We start from the raw sequence: 24101 nt of genomic DNA, 5'->3' as shown, positions 1-24101 counted from the left end.
AACCCGCGTATAGGCTCACCGGCATGAGCTCCCGGCACGCCGTGGCCCCGGCCCGTTCCGTCGACGACCACCGGCGCGAGATCGAGGATCTGCTGCGGCCGACCGCCGCACGCGACCCCGAACTCGTGCCCATGGCGGCGGCACTCGGCCGGCGCCTGGCCGCGGATGTGTACTCCCCCCTGGATCTGCCGGTGTTCCGGAACTCGGCCATGGACGGCTATGCGGTACGGGCGGATTCGGTGGCGATCGTGCCGGTGCGGTTGCGGCTGGCCGGCGTGGTGGCGGCCGGGAACCCGGGCGAGACCCAGCTGCCGGAAGGCGCGGCGCTCAAGGTGATGACCGGCGCGCCCATGCCGCCCGGCGCGGATTGCGTGGTGCCGGTCGAGCACACCAGCTTCGACGGCGAGTCGGTCACCATCGAGAAGAGCCGATCCGCAGGCGATTTCGTGCGCGAACCGGGCACCGATGCGCGCACCGGGCAATTGCTGGTCGCGGCGGGCACGCTGCTGCGGCCCCGGCACATCGCGGCGCTGGCGGCGGTCGGCCTGCCGGAGTTGCCGGTCGCGCCCCGGATCCGGGCGGCCGTGCTGACCACCGGCGACGAATTGATGCCCGCCGGAACGCAACTGCTGCCGGGTCAGATCTACAACTCCAACGGTCTGGCGCTCGCGGCCGCGCTCGCCGACAACGGCGTGGAGGTGGTGTCGGTCGCGCACGCCACCGACGATCCCGCCGAATTCCGGCAGCGGCTGGACGAGGCCACCGCCGGCGCGGACGTGGTGTTCACCTCCGGCGGCGTCTCGCAGGGCGACTTCGAAGTGGTCAAGGACGTGCTCGGCCCGCTCGGCGGCCGCTTCGGCGCGGTCGCCATGCAGCCCGGCGGCCCGCAGGGATTGAGCGTGGTCGACGGCGTCCCGGTGCTGAGCTTCCCGGGCAATCCGGTGAGCACCATGGTGTCGTTCGAGGTGTTCGCCCGGCCGATCCTGCGCGAACTGGCGGGACTGCCCGAAGTCGCGACCGCCGAACTGCCGCTGCTGGATTCGGTGCGCTCCCCCGCCGGAAAGCGCCAGTTCCTGCGCGGCCGGGTGACCGACGCGGGCGTCGAGATCACCTCGGGTCAAGGCTCGCACCTGATCGCGTCGATGGCGCAGGCCGAGGTGCTGATCGAGATTCCGGCCGAGGCGACCGACGTGGCGACCGGAACCGTGGTGCGGATCAGCCGGCTCTGAACCGCGGCGCGCGGCCGAGACGGCCCGCGGGATCGGGTGACGCGCGTGGACCGGCCCGGTGCTTCGCTCACCGCGGAGCGTCGCTCACGGTGAGCGGCGGCGAGCTCGGCGGTGAGAGACACGGCGCCAGTGCCCTGGCCTGGGCGGCAGCGCTGCCGCGGGTCGGCGCGGCGCCGGAAACCAAGGCGGACGCGGGTGCTTGCCGGACGTTGGGGTGATCCTCCAATAACGGTGCCCGCACCCGGCGTGGCAGGCTTGGGCGCATGAGTGAGTTGTCGCATGTCGATGCCGAGGGTCGCGCCCGCATGGTCGATGTGAGCGCCAAGGCCGATACCGCGCGGATCGCGGTGGCGGCCGGGGAATTGCGCACCACTCCCGAAGTCGTGCGATTGGTGCGCGCGGACGATATGCCGAAGGCGGATGTACTGAGCACGGCGCGGCTGGCGGGGATCAACGGGGCGAAGAAGACCTCGGAGCTGATTCCGCTGTGCCATCAGCTGGCGTTGTCGTCGGTGAGCGTGACGTTCGGGTTCACCGAGGACAGCATCACGATCGAGGCGTCTGCGAAGACCAAGGGGCCGACCGGGGTCGAGATGGAGGCGCTCACCGCGGTCGCGGTCGCGGGGCTCACGCTGCACGACATGGTGAAGGCGGTGGACCCGGCGGCGACCTTGAACGGGGTGCGGCTGCTCACCAAGGACGGCGGCAAGCGCGGGCACTGGGAACGACCGGAAGGCGTTGCGCGGCAGCCGCATTCGGACTCCGCTGCGCACGGGTCGCCTTCCGGGCAGCCGCACGCGGACCACGCGCGGCCCGTCGAGGCCGAGGTGAAAGCGCCGATCGGGACCGGGCGCGAGGCCGTGGTGCTGGTCGCCTCCACCGGCACCGCCGCGGGCACCCGCGAGGACACCACCGGCCCGGTACTGGCGAAATGGCTGGACGCACTGGGCTTCTCGGTGCGCGGGCCGCTGGTCTACGCGGATTCCGATATCTCGTACGGGCTTTCGGAATCGCTGTCGAGCGAACCCGCCCTGGTGATCAGCACGGGCGGTACCGGCGCCTCCCCGACCGACGCCACCCCGGAAGCCACCCTCGCCGTCCTGGACCGGGAATTGCCCGGCATCGCCGACGCCATCCGCCAGCGCGGCACCGCGAAATTCCCGCTCGCGGCGCTCAGCCGCGGGATCGCGGGACTGGCGGGGCGTACCGTGATCGTGAATCTGCCCGGATCGCCGGGCGGTGTGAAGGACGGAATCAGCGTGCTGGAGCCGATGCTCGGGCATCTGCTGGACCAGGTGGCCGGAGGAGGCAGCCATGAGTGACGGCGGCGAACTGCTGGCGCGGATCAGCGATCAGCCACTGCATCCGGACGAGGTCGAGAAGGCGGTGAGCGGTCCGGAGCACGGGGCGGTCGTGGTGTTCACCGGCAAGGTGCGCAATCACGATGGCGGGCAGGCGGTTTCGACGCTGGAGTACTCGGCGCATCCGCAGGCGGAGGTGTTCCTGCGCAAGGTGTGCGCCGAAGTGGCGAGCGAATCCGGGCTGCCGGTGGCGGCGATCCACCGGGTCGGGCCGCTCACCATCGGCGACCTCGCCATTGTGGTGGCGGTCGCCGCGCCCCACCGCGCCGAAGCCTTCACCGTCTGCGCGAACCTCGTCGACCGCATCAAACACGAAGTGCCCATCTGGAAGAGGCAACTCTTCGCAGATGGGCTTTCCGAATGGGTCAACGCCTGCGGGTGACCAGCCGGTGGTCAGGCGGTGACGGGATCCTGGGGTTCCGGTTCGGCTGGGGATTTGGTTGCGGCACGGGCGATTTCGCCGAGTTTGGTGTGGTTGAACAGCAGGTTCAGGGTGAATGCGGTAGCTGCTGCGAGTGAGATGCCGCTGTTCAGGAGGATCTGGGCGGAGGAGGGGAACTTGTCGAACATGCCCTTGGTGAGGACCGGCACCAGGCCTACGCCGATGGACACCGCGATGATGCTGAGGTTCACGCGATCGGACAGATCGGCTTTGCGCAGCGTGTCCACGCCGATCACGGCGATGGTCGCGAACAGCACCAGGCCGACGCCGCCGACCACCGGTTTCGGCACCGCCGCCACGATCGCGCCGAAGCGCGGCACCACGCCCAGCACCACCAGGATCGCGCCGCTGACCGCGGTCACGTAGCGGCTGAAGACCCGGGTCTGGGCGACCGCGCCGACATTCTGGTTGAACACGGTGTCGATGAACGAGTTGAAGACGCCGGCCAGGACCGCCGACAGGCCGTCGCCCACCAGGCCGCGCGCGATGTCGGCGCGCTCCAGCTTCTTTCCGGTGATCTCACCGATGGCCAGCATGCTCGCGGTGGATTCGGCGAACACCACCGCCATCACGATGCTCATGGCCACCACGGCCGCGATCGGGAACTGCGGCGCACCGAAATAGAAGGGGTGCGGCGCGCCCAGCCAGCTCGCCTTGGACACGCCGTCGAATTTCAGCAGGCCCATGGGAATCGAGATCAGCACGCCCGCGATGAGCGCGATGAGAATGCCCAGCTGCGACCACACGCCGCGCCCGAGCACGGTGAACACCAGCGCGATCACCAGGACCGCCGCCGCCAGCGCGATATGCGAGGGCGAACCGAAGCCCGGCGCTTTCGGATCACTGCCGACGATGAGCCCGCCCGCCACGCCGATCAGCGAAATGCCGACCACGGTCAGCACGGTGCCGGACACCAAGGGCGGGAAGAAGCGCACGATGCTGGCGAACGGCCAGGCCAGCGCGATGCCGATGAGACCGCCCACCAGCATCGACCCGTAGACGGCCTGCAGCCCGTACTCCTTGGCGATCAAGATCATCGGGCTCATGGCCACGAAGGTCGCGCCGGTGATCAAGGGCAGTCGCGCACCCGCGAACCGCCCCAGCCCGAGGCTCTGCACCACCGTGATGATGCCCGCGACCAGCAGGTCCGCGCTGATCAACAGCCCGACGGTGGCTTTGTCCAGGCCGGCGGCGGCGCCGAACACCAGTGGGACGGTGACACATCCGGTGTACATGATCAGGACGTGCTGAATGCCGAACACCAGCAGCCGATGCCAGGGCAGCCGGGTGTCGACGGGATGGGGCGTGGTCATGGTGGCTCCTTGCGGCGCGTGAATACATGGTCAGGCTAGGCAGGCGCGCACGTCCGGAGGTTTGTCGAAAGTGCCGAACGCGTGTCGCGATCCGTCCGGCGTTTTGGCATCCGAACCAACGGCTCCGGCGGGCGGCATGCGCGAGAGTGGGGCGAGATGTTCCGTGACCACGGGAGGCGAAACGTGACCGAATTGTCCGGCAAGATCGTGCTCGGGCCCAACCAGTACGGCAAGGCCGAGAACCGGGTGGTGCGGGTGTACCGCGACACCGATCGGCACGAGATCCGTGATCTGAACGTATCGTCCTGTCTGCGTGGCTCTTTCGAGGCGGCGCACACGGTGGGCGATCAGGGGTCGGTGCTGCCGACGGATTCGCAGAAGCAGACCATCTTCACCTATGCCAAGTCGCACGGGGACGGCAGTATCGAGGATTACGGGCTGGCGTTGGCGCGGCATTTCGTCGATGACGTGGAGCCGGTGGATTCGGCGCGCATCGAGGTGGAGGAGTTCGCCTGGCAGCGGGTGCCGGTCGGCGCGGAGGGGCACGCGCACACGTGGACGCGGGTCGGGCCGGAGGTGCGGATCGCGGCGATCACGGTGCAGGGCAAGGGGTCCGCGCAGCGCGAGTGGGTGATCGGCGGCATCAAGGATCTGGTGATCCTGAAGTCCACCGGTTCCGAGTTCGCGGGCTTCCTGACCGATCCGTTCACGGTCCTGCAGCCCGCCTACGACCGTGTCCTGGCCACCAGCCTCACCGCGCACTGGCGGTTCGCCGCGCCGCCCGCGGACTGGGATGCCGCCTACGCCGGCATCCGCGCGCTCATGATCGAGAAGTTCGCCACGCTGCATTCGAAAGCCTTGCAGCAGACCCTCTTCGAGATGGGCCGTGCGGCGCTGGAGGCCTACCCCTGTCTGGCCGAGATCCGCATGTCCGCCCCCAACAAGCACCACTGGCTGTTCGATCTCTCCCGCTTCGACGCCGAGAACAACGGCGAGGTCTTCTACGCCGACGACCGCCCCTACGGGTTGATCCAAGCCACCGTCCAACGCGAGGACGCCCCTGACCCCGGTATCGCGTGGGAGCCCTACACCGGCGCGGTCTGACCACCCAGCGTCCGCATGGCCAGATACAGATCGAGCCGGTCGTCGAGCCGCCCGAGGTCGCGGCCGGTGAGCTCCTCGACCCGCCCGATCCGGTATCGAACCGTATTGAGATGCACGTGCATCCGCTCCGCCGCCACCCGCCAGGACCCCTCGCACCCGAGAAACACCTCCAACGTCTCCAGCAATCCGCCCCCGTTCCGCCTGTCGTACTCCACCACCGGCCCGAGCACCCGCTCCGCGAACCGCCGCTGCAACCCTCCCGGCACGGCGGTGAACAACCCGACCGCCGAATCGATATCGGCCACCCGCACGCTCACCTGCGCCGCGTCGTCCCGTGCGGCGGTACACGCGGCCTCGGCCGCCGCCACGGCCGCACTCCACGTCTCCTCCGCCTGCCGCACGCTGACCCCGACGGCGAGCCGAATACCGTACGCCGCGAACGCCATCCGGCCGAGCCGCTCCCGCAGCACCGCCGCCACCCGCGACGCATTCGCCTCCGGCTTGGACCCATCCCGTTGCTCCGGGCGCATCGCCTGCAGTGAGGCATCGCCTTCATGCCCGGGCGCCGTCCGCCCTCCGTCCCGGACGGCCATGATGATCCGGCCCTCCGTGTCCACGCTGGTCTCGACCTCCGGCAAAAAGTCGTGCAGAACCGCCCGCACGACCGCGACTTCGCTTGCCGCCGCGCCGTTTTCGACGTTCGGCGCGACCGCCGGGCGAATCCGCGCCGGTGCGCCGGGTTCGCCTCCGGATCGTGGGGCCGCGGTGACGCCGGCGAGGTCGGTCGAGTTCGGTGCGGATTCCGCGCCTACAGCGTGCACCGCGCAGACCACCGCGACCAGCTGTTCCCCGGCCCGCTCGGACGGCGGTGCCGGGAAGCGGTCGGCAAGTTCCCAATTCAGGTGCAGGCGGTCGGCGGCACGCTGGCGGTAGAGCTCGGCGACGGCGGCCAGGTCGGGGCCGAAGGGTTCCGGATCGGGAGCGGCGGGGCGCAGGACGAGATACCAGGCGGTGCGGCGGTCGCCGGCGCCGACTTGCAGGACGCGCATCGCGCCGGTGGTCACGGCGGGCAGGCGAGGGGCGGTAGCGGCGGTGATGACCGCGTGGTTCAGATCGGCGTCGGACAGGGGCGCGGTGCCGGCGATCACGCTGCCGGTGGCGGTGATCAGCCAGGCGGAAATGTCTTGTTCGGCGGCGATTTCGGCGAGGATGTCGTCGATGGTCTTGCCGGCCGCGACGGCTGCGAGCATGCGGCGCTGGCGGTCGGCGCGGCTCTGCACGCGCTGCCAGCGTTGTTCGGCGGCCTGGTCGGCGAGATGTTCGATGATGCGACTGAAGGGCATGCTCTGCGGGGCGGACAGCAGCGGCAGGCCGTGCTTCTCGCAAGCGGTCACCACATCCTCGGGCACATGCCCGTGCAGCGCTTGACCAGCCACAACCCCAGCGACACCGGCCCCAGCCAATTGGCCGATATAACGATCGGAATCACCGGAATCCTTGCGCCACACCAAGCCCGTGCAGACCAGCGCACCCGGGGTCACAAAAGGCCGGGGATCAGGCATATCGGTCGCACAGACTCGAACGACCGGTCGGTCCAATGCTTCAGCATCGCCGTGCAGCAACCGCATACGCAATTGCGGCGCGCCGAGTATGTCCCGCACCCGCACGGCGCACCTCCGTCAACTCGTCCGCTAAGAGCCGTCGCGACTCGCACTGCCACCCGCCACGACTCGCACTGCTACCCGCCACGGCCGCTACCACCACGACCTCGAACCGCGAGCCCCGGCGACGATTGCGGCAGTCCGCCACGACGCCTACCGTCGTCCGCCGTGAATCGCGCAGTCGCCGTCGCGGCTCACCGCCGTCGGACGGCAGGCAGCCGCCGTCCTACTGCCGGTCACAGTAGGACGCGGGTATTTCCGCCGAGTTTCGTTCATGCTGCAGGCGACGCATTTCCGCTACACCAGGAAACAGTGCGGGTAGCGGTGCCGGCGCGGGCGGTCGGTGGGGGTCGGTACCCTGGTGCGCGTGAGTCGGCGCATTCCTGTCCTGGTCGTGGCCGGTTTCCTCGGAGCCGGGAAGACGACGATGCTCAATCGGCTGCTGCGTGATCGCAATGCGCGGATCGGGGTGGTGGTCAATGACTTCGGGGCGGTGAATATCGACGCCATGCTGGTGGCGGGGCAGGTCGATGCCATGGTGTCGCTGGGCAACGGGTGTGTGTGCTGTGCGGTGGACGTCAGTGAGCTGGACGAATTGTTCGACAAGCTGGCGCATCCGAAGCAGCGGATCGATGTGATCGTGGTGGAGGCCAGTGGGCTGGCGGAGCCGCGGAATCTGATTCGGATGATCGCGCAGAGCGACAATCCGCGGATCCGGTACGGCGGGCTGGTCGAAGTGGTGGACGCGGAGCATTTCCCGCAGAGCCGGGTGCAGCATCCCGAGCTCGCGAGTCATTTGCGGATGGCCGATCTGGTGGTGCTGAACAAGGCGGACCGGGTGGAAGCCGCAGCCCTCGAAGCCTTGCGGGCGGAGATCAGCGAACTGGTCGGGCAGGTGCCGGTGTATCCGACCAGCCACGGGCGCGTCGATCCCGGTCTGCTGTTCGATATCCCGGAGGTCGAGAAACCCGACGACGGCGACCAGCTCAGCTTCGACGATCTGCTCTTCGGCGAGCCGGAGACCGAGGACGAGCATCACCATCACGACGACTGCGACTGCGGCGAACACCGGCATCTGCACGACGGCTACGACACGGTGTCCTTCACCAGCGCCGTCGATCTGAACCCGCGCTCGCTCATCGCCTACCTGGAGGATCCGCCGGCGGGCCTGTTCCGCGCGAAGGGCGTACTGGCGTTCGCGGTGCCGACCGATCCGCGAAAGTTCGTGCTGCACATGGTCGGCCGCCACCTCACCATCGAACCCACGGCCTGGTCACGCAACGAACCGCGAGAGAGCAACCTGGTGCTGATCGGCGCGGGCCTGGACACCGAGCAGGTGCGCGCGCGGCTCCAGGCCACCGTGCACGACGCGCCCACGCCGCTGGACGATCACGCCCTACTGCCCATCTGGCGCTACACCGTCGTCTTCGCCGACCGCGACCCGGCGGAAAGCGCGGCGATATCCGGCGGGGCCGAGGCCGACGGCGCGCTTGAAACGGTCCCGGAAAACAGCTGGTGACCCGAAACCCGTTGCGGCGGCAATGCGTTCCACCGTGTCGTCGGTGGTCTCCAGCAGCAGTTGCGCCCGCCGGATATCCGGCGGCATCTCCGCCGCCGCGTACTGCGCCTGTCCGCCTTCACGTTCCAGCGGCATGACCGCCGCCCGCGCGGCCTCCAGCGCGACCTCCGAACCGTAATCGCGCGCCACCAGTTTCAGGCACAGATCCAGCCCTGCCGCCGATCCTGCGCAGGTGAACAGCCGGTCCTCTTCGATATGCAGCGCCGACGCGTCCACCTGCACCCGCGGATAAGTGGCGGCCAGCAGTTCGGCCAGCGACCAGTGCGTGGTCGCCCGCCGGCCGTCCAGCAGCCCCGTCGCGGCCAGCTGGAACACCCCGGAACCGATGGCGGCCAACCGGATTCCGTCCTCGGCCGCCGCCAGCAGCGCCTCGCCCACCTTGGGCGGCAGCGGGCTGAGCGGATCGGCGGTGCCCGGCACGACCACGGTGTGGGCCGCGTCCAGCCCGTTCAACCCCCACGGCACCCGCAGCGTGAGCAGCCCCGCCTCGACGAGCGGGCGCTCCCCGCACAGCCGGACCCGGTATCCGGCGTGGCCGTCGGGCAACCGGATCCGGCTGAACACCTCGATCGGCGTGGACAAATCGAACGGATTCACGCGGTCCAGGGCGAGGACTGCGACGGTGTGCATGACCGCACCTTAGCCAGCCGGGCGGTCTCCCCGTGGCCGATCCGCCACGCCGAGCGACCCGCTACGCCTTGCGCACCGCCGCCAGGATCAGCTCGGCCACCGCGTCCGGCCGGGACACCGAAACCGCATGCGAAGCCGCGATTTCGGTGCTGTCCGCATTGGCGCGGGCGGCCATGAAACGCTGGGCCTCGATCGGAATGTTCTTGTCGTCGGTGGTGAGCAGCGCGTATGCCGGAATGCTCGTCCAGGCCGCGGCGGCAGCCGGTTCCTGCAGGGCGGCCAGCGCCACCGGACGCTGCGTCACCGCCATCGCCGTGACAGCCGGAGCCGGCACATCGGCGGCGAACTGCCCCGGGAATTCGTCCTGCCGGATGTACAGCTCGGTGCCTTCGCTCCCATCGGCCAGCGGATAGGTCGCGGGCCGGGTGGTCGGACCGAGGGTGGACCCCGGGAACTTGTCGGTCAACGCCAGCGCGCTCTCCCCGATCTCGGGAATGAACGCCGCGATGTAAACCAGCGCCGAGACATTCGTCTTACCCTGCGCCGCAACGCTGATCACGCTGCCGCCGTACGAATGCCCGGCCAGCACCACCGGCCCCTCGACACTATCGAGCACCGAGGCGATGTAGGCGGCGTCGCCGCTGAGGCTCCGCAACGGATTGGCGGCGGCGAGCACGGGCACGCCCGCCGCGGTGAGCTTTTCGACAACACCGTTCCAGCTGGACGAATCGGCGAAAGCGCCGTGCACCAGAACGACAGTGGGAGTGGTCATGCGGATAGCTCCTAAGAAGATGTGGGCGAGATGGACTGCTACCGACCGCACGGCTGCGGGCCGGAAGCTGTCAGGCCGGGTGCAACGCCGCCCGCAGCGTCGCGACCGCCTGGGCGACAGCGGCTTTCGCGGCATGGGTGTCGTGCAGGGCGTTGACCATTACGAAGTCGTGCACGATGCCGCCGTAGCGGACGGCCGTCACCGGCACGCCGGCGGTGCGGAGCTTGGCGGCGAAGGCTTCGCCCTCGTCGCGCAGGACGTCGGCTTCGGCGGTGATGACCAGGGCGGGCGGCAAGCCGGTGAGCTGGTCGGTGCTGGCGCGCAGGGGCGAGACGGTGATGCGGGCGCGGTCCTCGGGGCTGGTGGTGTACTGGTCCCAGAACCAGCGCATGCCGTCGCGGGTGAGGAAGTAGCCTTCGGCGAACCGCTCATAGGAGCCGGTGTCGAAGTTGGCGTCGGTGACCGGGTAGAACAGCACCTGCTGGGCGAAGGACACGTCGCCGCGTTCCTTGGCCATCAACGTCAGCGCGATCGCCATATTGCCTCCGACCGAGTCACCCGCGACGGCCAGGCGAGCGGCGTCGAGGCCCCTGCTCGCGCCCTCGGTGGTGACCCACTGGGCGACCCGGTACGACTGCTCGTTCGCGACCGGGTACCGCACGTCCGGCGAGCGATCGTATTCGGGGAACACAGCGGCCGCGTGCGCGCCGATCGCGAGATCCCGCACCAGCCGATCGTGGGTGTGCGCGTCGCCGAACACCCAGCCCGCGCCGTGCGTGTACACGATCACCGGCAGCGGCTCGGTGACGCCCAGCGGCTTGACGATGCGCGCCCGCACCGACCCGGTCGGCCCGCCCTCGACGGTGATCCACTCCTCGTCGATCTCCGGCTTGAAGATGGGCGAATCCTGCACCGAGTCAACGGCTTTGCGGCCCTCCTCGGGCGGCAGCTGGTACAGGAACGGCGGCTGCGAGGTGGCGTCGACGAACTCCTGCGCCGCCGGTTCGAGCGAGATGCCGTGCGGGTTTCCGGACATGGTGGTGCCTTTCTCTCAGGGGTGATGGATGGCGAACGACGGCGCGGCTCAGGCGATTTCGGCCGCGGCCGCGGTGATCACGGCGGCGACCTCGGCCGGATGGGTCTGCATGACCAGGTGCGGGGCGTCGATCTCGGTGACGGAGCGCAATTCCGCGCGCCGGTAGCCGAACCGCTGCACCTCCGGGTTCAGGGTGTGGTCCGCGCTCGACACGATGCCCCAGCCCGGCTTGACCCGCCAGGCGGCCGCCGAGGCCGGTTCACCGAACGCGGCCGCCGCCAGCGGACGCTGCGAGACCGCCAGCACCCGGGCCCGCGCCGGATCCAGCCCGCCCGCGAAAACCGCCGGGAAGGCCTCGATCTCGACCGAGACCTCGATCCCGGGTTCCCCGCCCGCGACCGGGTAGGGCGCACGAACCAGATGCGCGGCCAGCTCCGAATCCGGGAAGCCGCCCTGCAACTCGCCCAGGCTCTCGCCCTGCTCCAGCGCGCAACCGGCCACGTACACCAGCCCGGCCACGTTCTCGGCCATCCCGGCCACGGTGATGACCGCGCCGCCGTAGGAATGCCCGGCCAGCAGCACCGGCCCGTCGACGCGCTCGACGAGTGCCCGCACGTAGGCGGCGTCCGCGGCGAGACCGCGATTGGACACCGGCGGCGCCAGCACCCGGTGGCCCTGTGCCAGCAAGGTTTCGGTGACCGGAGCCCAGCTAGCGGCATCGGCGAAGGCGCCGTGCACGAGCACGATGGTCGGGGTTGTCACGGGGAATCCTTTCCGCGACGCGGGGAGGGGCAATGCCGTCGCCCCCTTATTTTCAGCCGGAAGCATTGCCCGCCGCCCCGCTCGACGGGCCGTGAAAACCCCGATTCAGGACACGGCGGCGATGGCGGGTTCGGCCAGCTCGGCCCAGCCCGCCGACCCGGTGGTACGGAAGCGCTGCTGGTATTTGCGCGGCGAAACGCCCAGGCGGGCAATGAAAGCGCGGCGCAGCGCCTCGCTGCTGCCGAATCCGGCGGTCATGGCGGCCTCGGTGACCGAGCAGCCGGCGTGCAGCAGATCGCGGGCCACGCCGAACCGGATGAAGGCCACGTATTCGGCCGGGGAGCGCTCGAGTTCGGTCCGGAACAATCGCGTCAGATGCCGGACGCTCACCCGAGCGTGCGCGGCGAGGGTCTGCACCGTGTGCGGGAAGGCGGGATCGGCGCAGATCAGGTCGACGACCGTGCGCACCAGGGGACTGCGCGGCGTGGGTCCGGTGAGGGAGGCGGAGAACTGCGATTGCCCGCCCGCCCGCTGCATGTAGACCACCAGCAGTTGCGCCGCCCGCCGCGCCACGTCCGCGCCGTGATCCTCCTCGACCAGGGCGAGCGCCAGATCCACGCCCGCCGCGACTCCGGCTGAGCTGTACAGGTTTCCGTCGCGCACGAAGATGGCGTCCGGATCGACCGTGACCTTCGGGAAGCGCCGCGCCAGTTCCGGCGCGTACTTCCAGTGCGTGGTCACCCGCCGCCCGTCGAGCAGCCCGAGTTCGGCCAGTACCGCCGTCCCGCTGCAGATCGACACCAGCCGCCGCGTGTGCGCGGACAGATGCCGCGCCGCCTCCAGCACCGCCGGCGTCACGAACACCGCGGCGGGCAGTTCGCTGCCCGGGATCACCACGGTGTCGAACCGCCCGGCGTCGGCCGCCGCGCCCGCCACCGCCACCCGCGCCCCGATCGAGGTCTGCACCTCCCGCCCGTCGGCCGACAGCAGCACCACCTCGTAGTCGTGCACCGCCTGATTGGCCTCCATGAAGACCTCGGCGGGACCGACGAAGTCGAGCATCTTCACACCATCGAAAACCAGGATCCCCACCCTGCGCCGAACACCGGAAGATTTGGATGACATGACCACCAGTATTCTGGAGGCACGGCTCCATAACAAGTGGAGTGCGCCAGATCGCAGATTGATACGGTGAGACCATGGGTAGACCGCGCCAGTTCGACGAGCGGGCACTGCTCGACGCCGCGGTCGAGCTGTTCTGGACCAAGGGGTTCGACACCACCTCGGTCGAGGACGTCTCGCGGGCGAGCGGTATCGGCAACGGCAGCATCTACGCCGCCTACGGCAATAAGCGCGGCCTGTTCCTGGCGGCGTTCGAGCGCTATTGCGATCAGCGCGCGCGGTTCGTCCGCACGGTGATCGAATCCGCGCCGGGTTCGGCGCGGGCGGCGGTGCGGGCGCTGTGCCGGGCGGTCATCGACGATTGCGCCGCGTATCCGGATCGCCGCGGCTGTCTCATGATCAACAGCATTGCCCACCTGGGCACCCGCATTCCGGAGGTGGCGACCATCGGCGCGGCCACCACCGCCGGTATGGAAAACGCGGTGGCGCAACGCCTGCGCCGCGCCATGACCGCGACCGGCCCGGCCGACGAGGAATTGCTCTCGGCCCTGAGCGCCAATGTGGTCATGACCACCCAGGGGCTGATCCAATTGAGCCGCATGGGCGTGAGCTCGGACCGGCTGCGCGAAATCGCCGATGTCGCAACGGAAGTCCTGCCGCCCGCGTGGGCGGCCGATACTCCGGCCGGTGCGCGCTCCTAACTGTTGCCGGTGGGTTCGGCGGCCTGCTCGTCGAGCCGCGCGTGCAATCGATCCCGCACCTGATCCGGCGTGTAGGCCCGCCGCTTCCGCTCGGACCGCACGATGACCACCCCGGTAGCCGCCACACCCGCGGCCCCGGCCAAGCCGAGCACCTTCCACCATCGCATGCGCCTAGGCTAGTCGCCGTGCGCGAAGAACCGCTCTCGAGTATCGATCTGGATCGAGCGATAGACCTCACCCGAACCGGCGACCTATGGCTGTTCCGTGGGCATTCCGGCGCCGACCGCGCCATCCGCGGCCTCACCAACAGCCCCGTCAACCACGTCGGCATGGCCATCGTGATCGACGATCTGCCCGCCCTCATCTGGCACGCCGAACTCGGCAAGGCCCTCCCCGACATCTGGTCCGGCAATCACCACCGCGGCGCGCAACTGCACGACTTGCGCGCCGCCGTGCTGCGCTGGACCCACGAATACGAACAGCAGGCCTGGATCCGGCAATTGGATCGCCCCGTCACCCGCGACATGGAGGACGCCGCCCTTCGTACCGTGGCGCGCTTGGACGGCATGCCCTTCCCGTCCACCAGCGCCCTGGCCGGCCGCTGGCTCCGTGGCCGGGTCCCGCTCCCGAAACGCCCGAAAACCGATGCGGCGGACCCGAATCTGGAGAACGCCTACTGCGCGGAGATCGTCGCCCTGACCTACCAGGCCATGGGCCTGCTGCCGCAGAAGCGCCCGAATTGGTATGACCCGGGCCGCTTCTGGAGCGGCGACAACCTCCGCCTCAACGACGGTTACGCACTCGGCGGCGAGATCGCGGTCAAGGTTCCCGCGAACTGAGCCGCCGTCGCGCTCAGGAAACGGGCAGCTCGGGGATGCGGGTGGCGCGGGCGTAGACGGTCTCGCCTTCGGCCAGGTGCAGAGCCTCCGCGTCGCCGCGGGTGACCTGTGCGGTGAACAGGTCACCGGTGGCGGCGTTGCGGAGCTCGACGCGAACCTCGAAGCCCAGGTGGACGACTCGCTCCACGGTGGCGCGGGTGACGCCCGCCGACTGCGCGGTGCCTTCGTGGGCGGCGAGCGCCATGCTGGGATCGCGGCCGACGCGGATGTCGTGCGGGCGGACGAGATGGCCGTTGAGCTTGGCCACCGCGCCGAGGAACGACATGACGAAATCGTTGGCGGGGCGGTCGTAGACGTCCTCGGGGGTGCCGACCTGTTCGATGCGGCCCTTGTTCATGACGGCGATGCGGTCGGCCACGTCGAGCGCCTCCTCCTGGTCGTGGGTGACCAGGACGGTGGTGACGTGGACTTCCTCGTGCAGGCGGCGCAGCCAAGTGCGCAGATCCGCACGGACTTTCGCGTCCAGCGCGCCGAAGGGCTCGTCGAGCAGCAGCACCTGCGGGTCCACCGCCAGGGCGCGGGCCAGGGCCATGCGCTGGCGCTGACCGCCGGAGAGCTGAGCCGGGTAGCGGTGCTGGAAGCCGTCGAGGCCGACGATCTCCAGCAGCTCGTCCACCTTCTTCTTGATCTCGGCCTTGGGGCGCTTGCGGATCTTGAGACCGAAGGCGACATTGTCGCGCACGGTCATGTGCTTGAACGCGGCGTAATGCTGGAAGACGAAACCGATATCTCGCTTCTGCGGCGGCACCCGGGTGACGTCGTTGCCCGCGATGGTGACGATGCCGTTGTCCAGGGACTCCAGGCCGGCGATGGAACGCAGCAGGGTCGACTTGCCGGAACCGGACGGGCCCAGCAAGGCGGTCAGTTCGCCGGAGGGGATCTCCAGGCTGACATTGTCGAGGGCGGCGAAGGAACCGTAGTTCTTGTTCGCATTGGTCACGGTGATCATTTGGCGGTCTCCCGTTTGCGTTCGAGGAGGGTCATCAACAGGAGGACGACGAGGGCGATACCCATGAGCAGGGTGGCCGCGCAGTATGCGCCGAAAGTGTTGTGGTCGTTCATGTACCGGCCGTGCACCAGCAGCGTCAGCGTCTGCGACTTGCCGGGCAGCGCGGTGGAAACCATGATGACCGCGCCGAATTCGCCCAGGGCGCGCGCCACGGTGAGCACGATGCCGTAGGTGAGGCCCCAGCGGATGGCCGGCAGCGTGATGCGCCAGAAGGTCTGCCAGCGCGACGCGCCGAGGGTGGCGGCGGCCTGCTCCTGATCGTCGCCGATCTCGTGCAGCACCGGCTCCACCTCGCGCACCACGAACGGCATGGTGACGAAGATGGTGGCCAGCACCATGCCGGGCAGCGCGAAGATGACCTTGAACCCGGAGTCGTCGAGCCCGCCGAACCAGCCACCCGCGCCCCACAGCAGGATCAGCGACACGCCGACCACCACCGGGGACACCGCGAACGGCAGATCCACCAGGCCCTGAATCAGATTGCGGCCGGGGAACTTTCCGCGCACCAGGGCGATGGCGGTGATGACGCCGAACACCACGTTCACCGGCACCACGATCGCCACGATGAGCAGCGACAGCTGGAACGCCGACTGCGCCGCGGGCGTGGTGATGGAATCGAAGAACGGGCCGATGCCCTTCTCGAAGGTGCGCCAGAGAATGATGACCAGCGGCAGCACCAGCAGCACGGCCAGATACAGCAGCGCCACCGAGCGCAGTGAGATCCTGGTCCAGGGCGAGAGTTTCATCGGGCCTCCTGCTCCTTGCGCGACAGGCGATCCGACGCCGTGCGCAGCACCAGCAGGGTCACGAACGAGATGGCCAGCAGCGCAACCGAAACCGCCGCCGCGTTGACCGGCCGGTCGATCTCGATCTGCTGCTGGATGTACTGCGAGGCCATCTGCGTCTCGCGCGGGATATTGCCGCCGATCAGCACCACCGACCCGTACTCACCGATGGCGCGGGCGAAAGCCAGGCCGCCGCCGGAGATGATGGCCGGGGTCAGCGTCGGCAGGATGATGCGCCGGAAGGTGGTCCAGTTGTCCGCGCCCAGCGACGCGGCGGCCTGCTCCACTTCCTTGTCCACCTCGATGAGCACCGGCTGCACCGACCGCACCACGAACGGCAGGGTCACGAACGCCAGCGCCACGACCAGACCCGGCTGGGTGGCATTGAGATGGATGTCCAAGGGACTCTGCGGCCCGTACAGCGACAGCAGCACGATCGAGGCCACGATGGTGGGCAGCGCGAACGGCAGGTCGATGAGCGCGTTCACGATCCCCTTGCCCGGGAATTCGTCACGCACCAGCACCCACGCGATGAGCGTGCCCATCAGCACGTTGATGACCGCGACGATGATCGAGACGAACACCGTCACCCGCAGCGCGTCCAGGGCGGCGGGCGCGGTGATCGCGTCCCAGAAGCCGGACCAGCCTTCCTCGAAGGAATTGACCGTCAGCGCCGCCAGCGGCAGCAGCACGATGATGCTGAGCCACAGCACCGACGTTCCGATGCCGACCGGTCCCACCGACCCGGTCACCCGCAGCCAGGACCAGCGGTCCCGGACGGGTTTCTTGTCTACCGAAACGCCGGGACCCGAATCGGTCCCGGCGCTCGTGCTGCTGTCACTCACGGTATCGAGTATCGCTTGTGTCCCAGGTCACCCGGCTACTTGGTCGCCTTGTCGTAGATGACCGCGACCGAGCCGGTGTCCTTGGTGAACAGGTCCTTGTCCACGGTCTTCCAGCCGCCCAGGTCGGCGATGGTCCACAGCTTCTGCGGGGTCGGGAAGGACTTGGCGTAGTCGGCGGCCACCTTCGGGTCGACCGGGCGGAAACCGGCCTCGGCCCAGGCCTTCTGGCCGGCGGTGGTGAACAGGAAGTCCTTGAACGCGACGGCCTTGGCCTGGTTCTTGGCGTTCTTCAGCACCGCGACCGGGTTCTCGATCTTGAAGGTGGTGGGCGGGACGATGTGCTCGATCGGGTCGCCGTTGCGCTCGGAGAAGATGGCCTCGTTCTCGTAGCTCAGCAGCACGTCACCGGTGCCCTGCAGGAAGGTCTCGGTGGCTTCGCGGCCGGACTTCGGCTGCACCTTGACGTGTTCCTTGGAGATCAGCTGCGACAGGTAGTCCAGACCGGCCTGGGGGTTCTTGCCGCCCTCGGACTTGGCGGCGTACGGGGCCAGCAGGTTCCACTTGGCCGAACCCGAGGAGAACGGGTTGGGGGTGACGACCTCGATGCCCGGCTTGAGCAGGTCGTCCCAGTCCTTGATGCCCTTCGGGTTGCCCTTGCGGACCACGATGGCGACCACGGAACCGAACGGAATGCCCTTGTTGGCGTCGGCATTCCAGCTGGCGTCGACCAGGCCGGCATCGACCAGGCGGGTGACGTCGGGCTCCACGGAGAAGTTGACGATGTCGGCCTCGGCGCCGTCCTTCACCTTGCGCGACTGGTCACCGGAGGCGCCGTAGGACTGCTCGACCGAGACGCCCTTACCGGCCTCGGTCTTGTTGAACTCCGGGATCACCTTGTCGAAGCCCGGCTTCGGGACCGCGTAGGCGAAGAGCTTGATGGTGCCGCCGCTGCCGTCGGCGACCGCGCCGCCGGTGGTGGAGTCGGACGCGCCACCGCCGCAAGCGGTCAGCACGGTGGCGGCGACGGCCGTCAGCGCGACGGCGAGAGTGCTACGGCGAGCCAGGCGGGGGTTGCGAGACATCGGAGTGGACCTTTCCGGTAACCCGGCGGCGGACTGTCGACCGACGGGAGATTGTGCGTAGTGCCGTAGACCCGTCGCGGGGAGAGAACGCGACGGTGGCGCAAGGCCCATTACGGACCGCCGGGGATCGAACACAGACTGCGAAAAGGTGCGCGCGCCAGTCTACTCAGACGTGCAGCAGTGCCCGGTCGGCAATCAACGACAGTGAATGTCCGCGACCGCGAGGCAGCCCACAGCGATCAACGCCAATTCATGGCGGACCTGGGGCACAACACTCGATGACACGCGGCAGACTGTAGCAGAGCGGCCGCAGCGGCCGCGAATCAAAGTGAATATCCACACGGGGGAAAGATTCATGACCACACCAGCTCGTCTGCGCCGGGAATTCCCGGGTATCTCCACGCGCGCCTGGGAGCATCCCGCCGATCGCACCGCCCTGGTGGCGCTGCGCTCGCTGAGCGGCTTCGACATGGTGCTGCGGACGCTGTCCGGACTGCTGGCCGAGCGGCAGCATCGGCTCATGTACCTGGCCACGGCCGTGCGCGTGGACGAGCGGCAGTTCAAGAACGTGCATCAGCTGCGCGCGGACGCGGTGCGGATTCTGGACGCGCGCACCACGCCGGAGATGTTCGTGCTGCAGGATCCGGCGGTGAACGCCTTCACCATCGGGATGGATCGGCCGTTCGTGGTCATCACCACGGGGCTGCTGGATCTGCTCGATCACGAGGAGCTGCGGTTCGTGGTGGGCCACGAGCTCGGGCACGCGCTGTCCGGGCACGCGGTGTATCGGACCATGCTCATGCATCTCATGCGATTGGCGGCCAATATCGGGTGGATGCCGGTGGGCGGCTGGGCCTTACGGGCGATCGTCGCGGCCCTGATGGAGTGGAGCCGCAAGTCCGAACTGTCCGGGGATCGCGCCGGGCTGCTGGTCGGGCAGGACGTGGAAGCGTCGGTACGGGTGCATATGAAGCTGGCGGGCGGCTCGCGCGTGGAGCAGATGAGCCATGCCGCCTTCCTCGCGCAGGCCGATGACTACGACCGTTCCGGGGATCTGCGCGACGGGGTGCTGAAGCTGCTGAACCTGGAGCTGCAGACCCATCCGTTCTCCGTGCTGCGCGCCGCCGAGCTGCGCCGGTGGATCGCCTCGGGGGAATACGACCGCATTCTGGACGGCCGCTATCCGCTGCGTGAGCACGACAAGACCGCGCGCGTCACCGACCAGGTCCGCGAGGCCGCGCGCGCCTATCGCGAAACCTTCGACCAGTCCGAGGATCCGCTGATCAAGACCGTGCGCAATCTGGGGCGGGATTTCGGGGCGGCCGTGGGGACGGTGGGTCAGGAAGTGGGAGAGACTGTTTCGAAGATCGGTAAGCGATTCGACGACTGGCGCAAGGGAGAAGACGCGTAGTGCGCCTGGAAGTGAACGACACCTTCGCCGGGTACCGCCTCGCGCGGCTGCTCGGCGAAGGCGGTATGGGCACGGTGTATCTGGCCGAGCATCCGCGGCTGCCGCGGCAGATCGCATTGAAGCTGCTCAATCTCGATATCGCGGTGCAGCGGGAATGGCGGGACCGGTTCGAGCGGGAAGCGAATCTGGTTGCGCGGCTGGACCATCCGAACATCGTGGCGGTGCAGGACCGCGGCGTGCAGGACGGACGGCTGTGGATCGCCATGCAATACGTGCACGGCACCGACGCCGCCCGCCTGGACCCGCGCACCGTGTCGGTCGAACGCGCGGTGCGGATCATCGCCGAAACCGGTGCGGCCCTGGACTACGCGCACGGCCAGGGCATCCTGCACCGCGACGTCAAACCTGCCAATATCCTGCTCTCGGCCCCCGAATCCGGCCGCGCCGAACGCGCCGTGCTCACCGACTTCGGCATCGCCCGCCTGGCCGAATCCAACACCCAGCTCACCACCACGGGCACCTTCTCCGCCACCCTCGCCTACGCCTCCCCCGAACAACTCTCCGCCGAACCCCTCGACCATCGCAGCGACCAATACTCCCTGGCCTGCACGCTTTTCACCATGCTGGCAGGCCAGCCACCGTTCGCCGCCACCAATCCGGGCCAGGTGGTGGCAGGCCACCTGAACAAGCCGGTGCCGTCACTGCGCCCGATGCGCGCGGACGTCCCCGAGGCCCTGGACGCCGTGATCGCCCGCGCCATGGCCAAGAACCGCGAACACCGCTTCACCTCGTGCACCGAATTCGCGCACGCGGCCTGGGCGGCCGTGCACGGATCGCAGTCCGCTCCGGCGCCCGCGCACGATCCGCGCCGATCGCCGACCCAAGTCGCCCCGCCGGCAGGCCAGGGTTGGCCGAATGCGGCCGCACCCGCCGATCCGCGATCAGTGCTGCCGTCGGCGAGCCCGCCGCCACCCGCGGTGAATCAGGGGCCGCATGCCTCCGCTCCCCGGGCCGCCATCGCGTCCTTGGCTGCCGTCGCGGCGGGCGATCCGATCGCCAAGGCTCGTCCGCGCGGTCGGCGCGGAGCGATCGCGGCCTCCGTTCTGGCCCTACTGTGCGCGGCCATCGTCGCCAGGGGTGTGCAACGGCTGCATGCCCGTTTCGAGCAATTCGTCTCGGGCAGGTACCCGCCGACCATCGTCGACTCGGCCCGCGTCAGCCTGACGGCGGCGACCGCCTATGCGGCCGTGATCGGCATATTGCTCATCGCCGGCGCGCTGCTGCTGTGGCTCCATCCGCGCACCGGCCGGGTACTCGCGGCACTGGGCAGTCTCGGATTCATCGTGGGCATCGTGGGCGGGCAGCTGTATGTCCACGGGTTCGCGTCGTTCACGGCCTCGCTCACCCTCGGCCCGCTCCGCGAGCCGCTGGCGATAGGACTGTGCGCGATCGGCATCGCCCTCGGTATCGCCACCCTGGTCTGCGCGATCTCGGTCCGGCGGCGCTAGTGCGGGTGGGGCCTGGCTGTGCGATCGGCACAGCCAGGCGGGGTCTGGCCGCTTTCCGAATTACGGGGGTTCGGGGGCTTGCCCCCGAACAATCTTCCGTGGCAAGCCCGCCGGGCTTACTCGTCTTCGACGACCGGCGGGGTCTCGAGGATGTCGAGGATCCATTCCTCGGTGGCCGACTCGGCATCTTCCTCGTCGGGGCGGATGCGGTTGCTGAGGCGCACGCCCAGGCCCAGCAGCTGGGCGGCCTTCACCATTTCGAGGGCTTCCTCGGGCCCGGCGAGGTGGGTGGCGATCAGACGGGGTTCGTCCTCGAAGTCCTCTTCGGACAGCAAGGTTTCCAGTTCCAGACCTTCATCGGTTGACATGGTGCAGCACAGTACGCGGCGAATTCGCTCAGCGGGTGAACAACCAGGCCACGACAACGAGAACAAGCAGTGCGATCAGCGCGAGCTGGACGCGGGAGCGGGGCATCAGGCGGCTTCCTTCCGGATGCGGCGGGGCGAGGTGACGGCGGCGGCGGACTCCTGGGCGGCCACGCGATCGCGGCCGAGCACCCGCAGCGCGAGGCGCAGGGTGCGGTCCAGCAGGTACGCCAGCGCGAAACAAACCGGCACCATGGCGGCCAGCACCACGGCGAACTGGGGAACGAAGGGCAGGCCGGCCACCCACAGTTCGACGCCGTCCCACCATCCTGCAATCCGATGCACGGCACCAGCCTAGGCCGAACCCGCGATGGTGGACGATTCGGGCCGATCGGACCGATCATGGTTGGCATGGAGTCCTACGACGAACCGGAATCCTACGATCGCCCGCTCGGCAGCGATACCGGCGATCCAGGCTCCGATACGACGCTCGAAGCGCCACGTGAGGCCCTAGACCGGCCGGACGCGCAACTCTCCGACGGCTACATGCTGTCGGCCACGGGCGGGATGCGCCATTCCATCTACCCGCCCATCGACGACTACGCCTTCCTGTCCGACTGCGAGACCAACGCGCTCATCGCCCGCAACGGCTCGGTCGAATGGATGTGCGTGCCGCGCCCGGACTCCCCCAGCATCTTCGGCGCCATGCTGGACCGCAGCGCCGGACACTTCCGGATCGGCCCGTACGGGCGCAATGTGCCCGCCGCACGGCGCTATCTGCCGGGCGGGCTGATCGTGGAGACCACCTGGCAGACCGAGACCGGCTGGATCATCGTGCGCGACGCGCTGGTGCTGGGCCCCTGGCACAACAACAAGCAGCGCAGCCGCACCCACCGCCGCACCCCGATGGACTGGGACGCCGAGCACATCCTGCTGCGCACCGTGAAATGCGTGAACGGCGTGGTGGAACTGGAGATGAGCTGCGAACCGGCCTTCGACTATCACCGCGGCCCCGCGCTCTGGGAGTACAGCGGCGACGTCTACGAAAGAGCCTCCGCCACTTGCGATATCGAAGGCTGCCCGACGCTCACCCTGACCACCAATCTGCGGCTGGGCATCGAAGGGCGGGAGGCGCGGGCGCGCACCCGGATGAAGGAGGGCGACGAGGTGTTCGTGGCCCTGTCCTGGTCGGACCTGCCGCCGCCGCGCACTTTCGCCGAAGCGGCCGAGAAGATGTGGACCACGACCGAATCCTGGCGGCAGTGGATCACGCTGGGGCGGTTCCCGGACCACCCGTGGCGGGGTTATCTGCAGCGCAGCGCGCTCACCTTGAAGGGGCTCACCTACGCCCCCACGGGCGCGCTCCTGGCCGCCGCCACCACCTCGCTGCCGGAAACACCGGGCGGGGAACGCAATTGGGACTACCGATACACCTGGGTGCGTGACTCCACGTTCGCGCTCTGGGGCCTGTACACCCTCGGCCTGGACCGGGAAGCCGACGACTTCTTCGCCTTCCTGCACGATGTGGCGACGGACGGGAACGGCAAACCCGTTCCGCTGCAAGTGCTCTACGGCATCGGCGGCGAACGCGAGATCACCGAATCCGAGCTCACCCACCTGTCCGGCTACGACGGCGCGCGACCGGTGCGCATCGGCAACGGGGCGTACAACCAGGAACAGCACGATATCTGGGGCACCCTGCTGGATTCGGTTTACCTGCACGTGAAGTCGCGCCAGCAGGTGCCGGAAACCCTGTGGCCCATGCTGGAACGGCAGGTGCAGGCGGCCATCGAGAACTGGCGCAACCCCGATCGCGGGATCTGGGAGGTGCGCGGGGAGCCGCAGCACTTCACCTCCTCCAAGGTGATGTGCTGGGTGGCCCTGGACCGCGGCGCGAAACTGGCCGAACTGCACGGGGAATACGACTACGCCAAGAAGTGGCACGACATCGCCGACGAGATCCGCGCCGACATCCTCGACAACGGAGTGGACGAGCGGGGCGTGTTCACCCAGTCCTACGGCAGCGAGACCCTGGACGCCTCACTGCTGCTGGTGGTGCTGCTGCGGTTCCTGCCGCCGACCGATCACCGGGTGCGGGCGACCGTGCTCGCCATCGCCGACGAGCTGACCGAGAACGGACTGGTGCTGCGGTATCGCACCGAGACCACCGACGACGGGCTCTACGGCGAGGAGGGGTCGTTCACCATCTGCTCGTTCTGGCTGGTGTCGGCGCTGGTGGAGATCGGGGAATTGCAGCGGGCGCGGCAGTTGTGCGAGCGGCTGCTGGGGTATGCCAGCCCGCTCAAGCTGTATGCCGAGGAGATCGACTCGCATACCGGACGGCATCTCGGCAATTTCCCGCAGGCGTTCACGCATCTGGCGTTGATCAATGCCGTCATGCACGTCATCCGGGCCGAGGAACAGACGCACGCCGGAACGTTCAACCCCGCGCACGCGGGACGCTGAAACCCGCCGCCGCCCACGC

General features: G+C 68.9%; 24 protein-coding genes and 1 pseudogene. 10 read left to right on the top strand and 15 right to left on the bottom strand.

What is annotated here, in order from left to right; translation table 11 throughout:
* Positions 1-23 precede the first annotated feature (23 nt).
* From NY1_RS11215 to NY1_RS11205, 3 genes are all read left to right on the top strand, one after another.
* A complete protein-coding gene (locus NY1_RS11215; protein WP_067710927.1) occupies positions 24-1229 on the top strand; it encodes a molybdopterin molybdotransferase MoeA in 1206 nt (401 codons plus the stop codon).
* 263 nt (positions 1230-1492) lie between these two features.
* Complete coding sequence (gene moaCB, locus NY1_RS11210) at positions 1493-2551, top strand: bifunctional molybdenum cofactor biosynthesis protein MoaC/MoaB (RefSeq protein ID WP_067710925.1); 1059 nt, start codon at positions 1493-1495, stop codon at positions 2549-2551.
* The gene (locus NY1_RS11205; protein WP_067710922.1) at positions 2544-2972 is read left to right on the top strand and encodes a molybdenum cofactor biosynthesis protein MoaE; all 429 of its coding nucleotides are present in this window, start codon (positions 2544-2546) and stop codon (positions 2970-2972) included. The genes moaCB and NY1_RS11205 overlap by 8 nt, the downstream gene beginning before the upstream one ends.
* An 11-nt stretch (positions 2973-2983) precedes the next feature.
* Here the strand turns inward: NY1_RS11205 and NY1_RS11200 are convergent, their stop codons facing one another.
* Positions 2984-4345 (bottom strand): uracil-xanthine permease family protein, encoded by a 1362-nt coding sequence (locus NY1_RS11200; protein WP_067710920.1) that lies wholly within the window; start codon positions 4343-4345, stop codon positions 2984-2986.
* A 156-nt stretch (positions 4346-4501) separates the two neighbouring features.
* On the opposite strand from NY1_RS11200, the gene pucL reads away from it, so the two are divergent.
* Positions 4502-5449, top strand: coding sequence for a factor-independent urate hydroxylase (pucL, locus tag NY1_RS11195; protein ID WP_157762154.1), 948 nt, complete (start codon positions 4502-4504; stop codon positions 5447-5449).
* Here the strand turns inward: pucL and NY1_RS11190 are convergent.
* Entirely contained in the window at positions 5431-7110 is a 1680-nt protein-coding gene (locus NY1_RS11190) for a PucR family transcriptional regulator (RefSeq protein ID WP_267888409.1), read from the bottom strand. The genes pucL and NY1_RS11190 overlap by 19 nt on opposite strands.
* A gap of 367 nt (positions 7111-7477) precedes the next feature.
* On the opposite strand from NY1_RS11190, the gene NY1_RS41900 reads away from it, so the two are divergent.
* Complete coding sequence (locus NY1_RS41900; protein ID WP_218028346.1) at positions 7478-8629, top strand: CobW family GTP-binding protein; 1152 nt, start codon at positions 7478-7480, stop codon at positions 8627-8629.
* Here NY1_RS41900 and NY1_RS44480 read toward each other — a convergent pair.
* From NY1_RS44480 to NY1_RS11165, 5 genes and pseudogenes are all read right to left on the bottom strand, one after another.
* A pseudogene (locus NY1_RS44480) lies at positions 8621-9319 on the bottom strand (GlxA family transcriptional regulator); the annotation flags it as partial. The gene NY1_RS41900 and the pseudogene NY1_RS44480 overlap by 9 nt on opposite strands.
* Before the next feature lie 61 nt (positions 9320-9380).
* Entirely contained in the window at positions 9381-10091 is a 711-nt protein-coding gene (locus NY1_RS11180) for an alpha/beta fold hydrolase (RefSeq protein ID WP_067710912.1), read from the bottom strand.
* Between the two features lie 70 nt (positions 10092-10161).
* The gene (locus NY1_RS11175) at positions 10162-11127 is read right to left on the bottom strand and encodes an alpha/beta hydrolase (protein ID WP_067710910.1); all 966 of its coding nucleotides are present in this window, start codon (positions 11125-11127) and stop codon (positions 10162-10164) included.
* A gap of 48 nt (positions 11128-11175) precedes the next feature.
* Positions 11176-11889, bottom strand: coding sequence for an alpha/beta hydrolase (locus NY1_RS11170; protein WP_067710908.1), 714 nt, complete (start codon positions 11887-11889; stop codon positions 11176-11178).
* A gap of 105 nt (positions 11890-11994) precedes the next feature.
* Positions 11995-13014 (bottom strand): GlxA family transcriptional regulator, encoded by a 1020-nt coding sequence (locus NY1_RS11165; protein WP_067710906.1) that lies wholly within the window; start codon positions 13012-13014, stop codon positions 11995-11997.
* A 74-nt stretch (positions 13015-13088) separates the two neighbouring features.
* Here NY1_RS11165 and NY1_RS11160 point away from each other — a divergent pair, with 74 nt between their 5' ends.
* Positions 13089-13712, top strand: coding sequence for a TetR/AcrR family transcriptional regulator (locus NY1_RS11160; RefSeq protein ID WP_084534859.1), 624 nt, complete (start codon positions 13089-13091; stop codon positions 13710-13712).
* On the opposite strand, the gene NY1_RS43640 is transcribed toward NY1_RS11160, so the two are convergent.
* Complete coding sequence (locus tag NY1_RS43640; protein WP_169815334.1) at positions 13709-13879, bottom strand: hypothetical protein; 171 nt, start codon at positions 13877-13879, stop codon at positions 13709-13711. The two genes, NY1_RS11160 and NY1_RS43640, sit on opposite strands and share 4 nt — an antisense overlap.
* Before the next feature lie 18 nt (positions 13880-13897).
* Here NY1_RS43640 and NY1_RS11155 point away from each other — a divergent pair, with 18 nt between their 5' ends.
* Positions 13898-14551 carry a hypothetical protein gene (locus NY1_RS11155; protein WP_174567174.1) on the top strand — a complete coding sequence of 218 codons (654 nt, stop codon included), beginning with the start codon at positions 13898-13900 and terminating at the stop codon, positions 14549-14551.
* Positions 14552-14564: 13 nt separating this feature from the next.
* Here the strand turns inward: NY1_RS11155 and NY1_RS11150 are convergent, their stop codons facing one another.
* From NY1_RS11150 to NY1_RS45380, 5 genes are all read right to left on the bottom strand, one after another.
* Entirely contained in the window at positions 14565-15560 is a 996-nt protein-coding gene (locus NY1_RS11150; RefSeq protein WP_067710904.1) for a sulfate/molybdate ABC transporter ATP-binding protein, read from the bottom strand.
* Positions 15557-16366 (bottom strand): sulfate ABC transporter permease subunit CysW, encoded by an 810-nt coding sequence (cysW, locus tag NY1_RS11145; protein ID WP_067710902.1) that lies wholly within the window; start codon positions 16364-16366, stop codon positions 15557-15559. Before cysW ends, NY1_RS11150 begins: the two co-directional genes overlap by 4 nt.
* Positions 16363-17250 carry a sulfate ABC transporter permease subunit CysT gene (cysT, locus tag NY1_RS11140; RefSeq protein WP_067710900.1) on the bottom strand — a complete coding sequence of 296 codons (888 nt, stop codon included), beginning with the start codon at positions 17248-17250 and terminating at the stop codon, positions 16363-16365. The genes cysW and cysT overlap by 4 nt, the downstream gene beginning before the upstream one ends.
* A 35-nt stretch (positions 17251-17285) precedes the next feature.
* Entirely contained in the window at positions 17286-18314 is a 1029-nt protein-coding gene (locus NY1_RS11135) for a sulfate ABC transporter substrate-binding protein (RefSeq protein ID WP_067711468.1), read from the bottom strand.
* 213 nt (positions 18315-18527) lie between these two features.
* Entirely contained in the window at positions 18528-18617 is a 90-nt protein-coding gene (locus NY1_RS45380) for an Ms4533A family Cys-rich leader peptide (RefSeq protein ID WP_328601465.1), read from the bottom strand.
* A 70-nt stretch (positions 18618-18687) separates the two neighbouring features.
* Between NY1_RS45380 and NY1_RS11130 the strand changes: the two genes are divergently transcribed.
* Together NY1_RS11130 and NY1_RS11125 are read left to right on the top strand one after the other, a co-directional pair.
* Positions 18688-19743, top strand: a complete 1056-nt coding sequence (locus NY1_RS11130; RefSeq protein ID WP_067710897.1) for a M48 family metallopeptidase — start codon at positions 18688-18690, stop codon at positions 19741-19743.
* On the top strand, positions 19743-21251 hold the full coding sequence (locus NY1_RS11125; protein ID WP_067710895.1) for a serine/threonine-protein kinase: 1509 nt from the start codon (positions 19743-19745) through the stop codon (positions 21249-21251). The genes NY1_RS11130 and NY1_RS11125 overlap by 1 nt, the downstream gene beginning before the upstream one ends.
* A gap of 116 nt (positions 21252-21367) precedes the next feature.
* Here the strand turns inward: NY1_RS11125 and NY1_RS11120 are convergent, their stop codons facing one another.
* On the bottom strand, positions 21368-21619 hold the full coding sequence (locus NY1_RS11120; RefSeq protein WP_067710893.1) for a hypothetical protein: 252 nt from the start codon (positions 21617-21619) through the stop codon (positions 21368-21370).
* A gap of 105 nt (positions 21620-21724) precedes the next feature.
* Positions 21725-21961: a hypothetical protein gene (locus NY1_RS11115; RefSeq protein ID WP_067710891.1), complete on the bottom strand. Its 237-nt coding sequence runs from the start codon at positions 21959-21961 to the stop codon at positions 21725-21727.
* Between the two features lie 201 nt (positions 21962-22162).
* Between NY1_RS11115 and NY1_RS11110 the strand changes: the two genes are divergently transcribed.
* Positions 22163-24082, top strand: a complete 1920-nt coding sequence (locus NY1_RS11110) for a glycoside hydrolase family 15 protein (protein ID WP_233434309.1) — start codon at positions 22163-22165, stop codon at positions 24080-24082.
* The last annotated feature ends 19 nt before the right edge of the window (positions 24083-24101 follow it).

This window comes from Nocardia yamanashiensis NBRC 100130, assembly GCF_001613325.1.
GTDB classification, from domain to species: domain Bacteria; phylum Actinomycetota; class Actinomycetes; order Mycobacteriales; family Mycobacteriaceae; genus Nocardia; species Nocardia yamanashiensis.
The sequence above is the reverse complement of the archived record's forward strand: the minus strand, read 5'-3'. Positions and strand labels throughout refer to the sequence as shown.

Excerpts from the sequence above, each read along its gene's own strand:
- NY1_RS11120 (WP_067710893.1), bottom strand. The coding sequence starts at position 21,619 with ATGTCAACCGATGAAGGTCTGGAACTGGAAACCTTGCTGTCCGAAGAG.
- NY1_RS11200 (WP_067710920.1), bottom strand. The coding sequence starts at position 4,345 with ATGACCACGCCCCATCCCGTCGACACCCGGCTGCCCTGGCATCGGCTG.
- NY1_RS11150 (WP_067710904.1), bottom strand. The coding sequence starts at position 15,560 with ATGATCACCGTGACCAATGCGAACAAGAACTACGGTTCCTTCGCCGCC.
- moaCB (WP_067710925.1), top strand. The coding sequence starts at position 1,493 with ATGAGTGAGTTGTCGCATGTCGATGCCGAGGGTCGCGCCCGCATGGTC.
- cysW (WP_067710902.1), bottom strand. The coding sequence starts at position 16,366 with ATGAAACTCTCGCCCTGGACCAGGATCTCACTGCGCTCGGTGGCGCTG.
- NY1_RS11215 (WP_067710927.1), top strand. The coding sequence starts at position 24 with ATGAGCTCCCGGCACGCCGTGGCCCCGGCCCGTTCCGTCGACGACCAC.
- pucL (WP_157762154.1), top strand. The coding sequence starts at position 4,502 with ATGTTCCGTGACCACGGGAGGCGAAACGTGACCGAATTGTCCGGCAAG.
- NY1_RS43640 (WP_169815334.1), bottom strand. The coding sequence starts at position 13,879 with ATGCGATGGTGGAAGGTGCTCGGCTTGGCCGGGGCCGCGGGTGTGGCG.
- NY1_RS11130 (WP_067710897.1), top strand. The coding sequence starts at position 18,688 with ATGACCACACCAGCTCGTCTGCGCCGGGAATTCCCGGGTATCTCCACG.
- NY1_RS11165 (WP_067710906.1), bottom strand. The coding sequence starts at position 13,014 with ATGTCATCCAAATCTTCCGGTGTTCGGCGCAGGGTGGGGATCCTGGTT.
- NY1_RS11180 (WP_067710912.1), bottom strand. The coding sequence starts at position 10,091 with ATGACCACTCCCACTGTCGTTCTGGTGCACGGCGCTTTCGCCGATTCG.
- NY1_RS11160 (WP_084534859.1), top strand. The coding sequence starts at position 13,089 with ATGGGTAGACCGCGCCAGTTCGACGAGCGGGCACTGCTCGACGCCGCG.
- NY1_RS11205 (WP_067710922.1), top strand. The coding sequence starts at position 2,544 with ATGAGTGACGGCGGCGAACTGCTGGCGCGGATCAGCGATCAGCCACTG.
- NY1_RS11175 (WP_067710910.1), bottom strand. The coding sequence starts at position 11,127 with ATGTCCGGAAACCCGCACGGCATCTCGCTCGAACCGGCGGCGCAGGAG.
- NY1_RS11110 (WP_233434309.1), top strand. The coding sequence starts at position 22,163 with ATGCTGTCGGCCACGGGCGGGATGCGCCATTCCATCTACCCGCCCATC.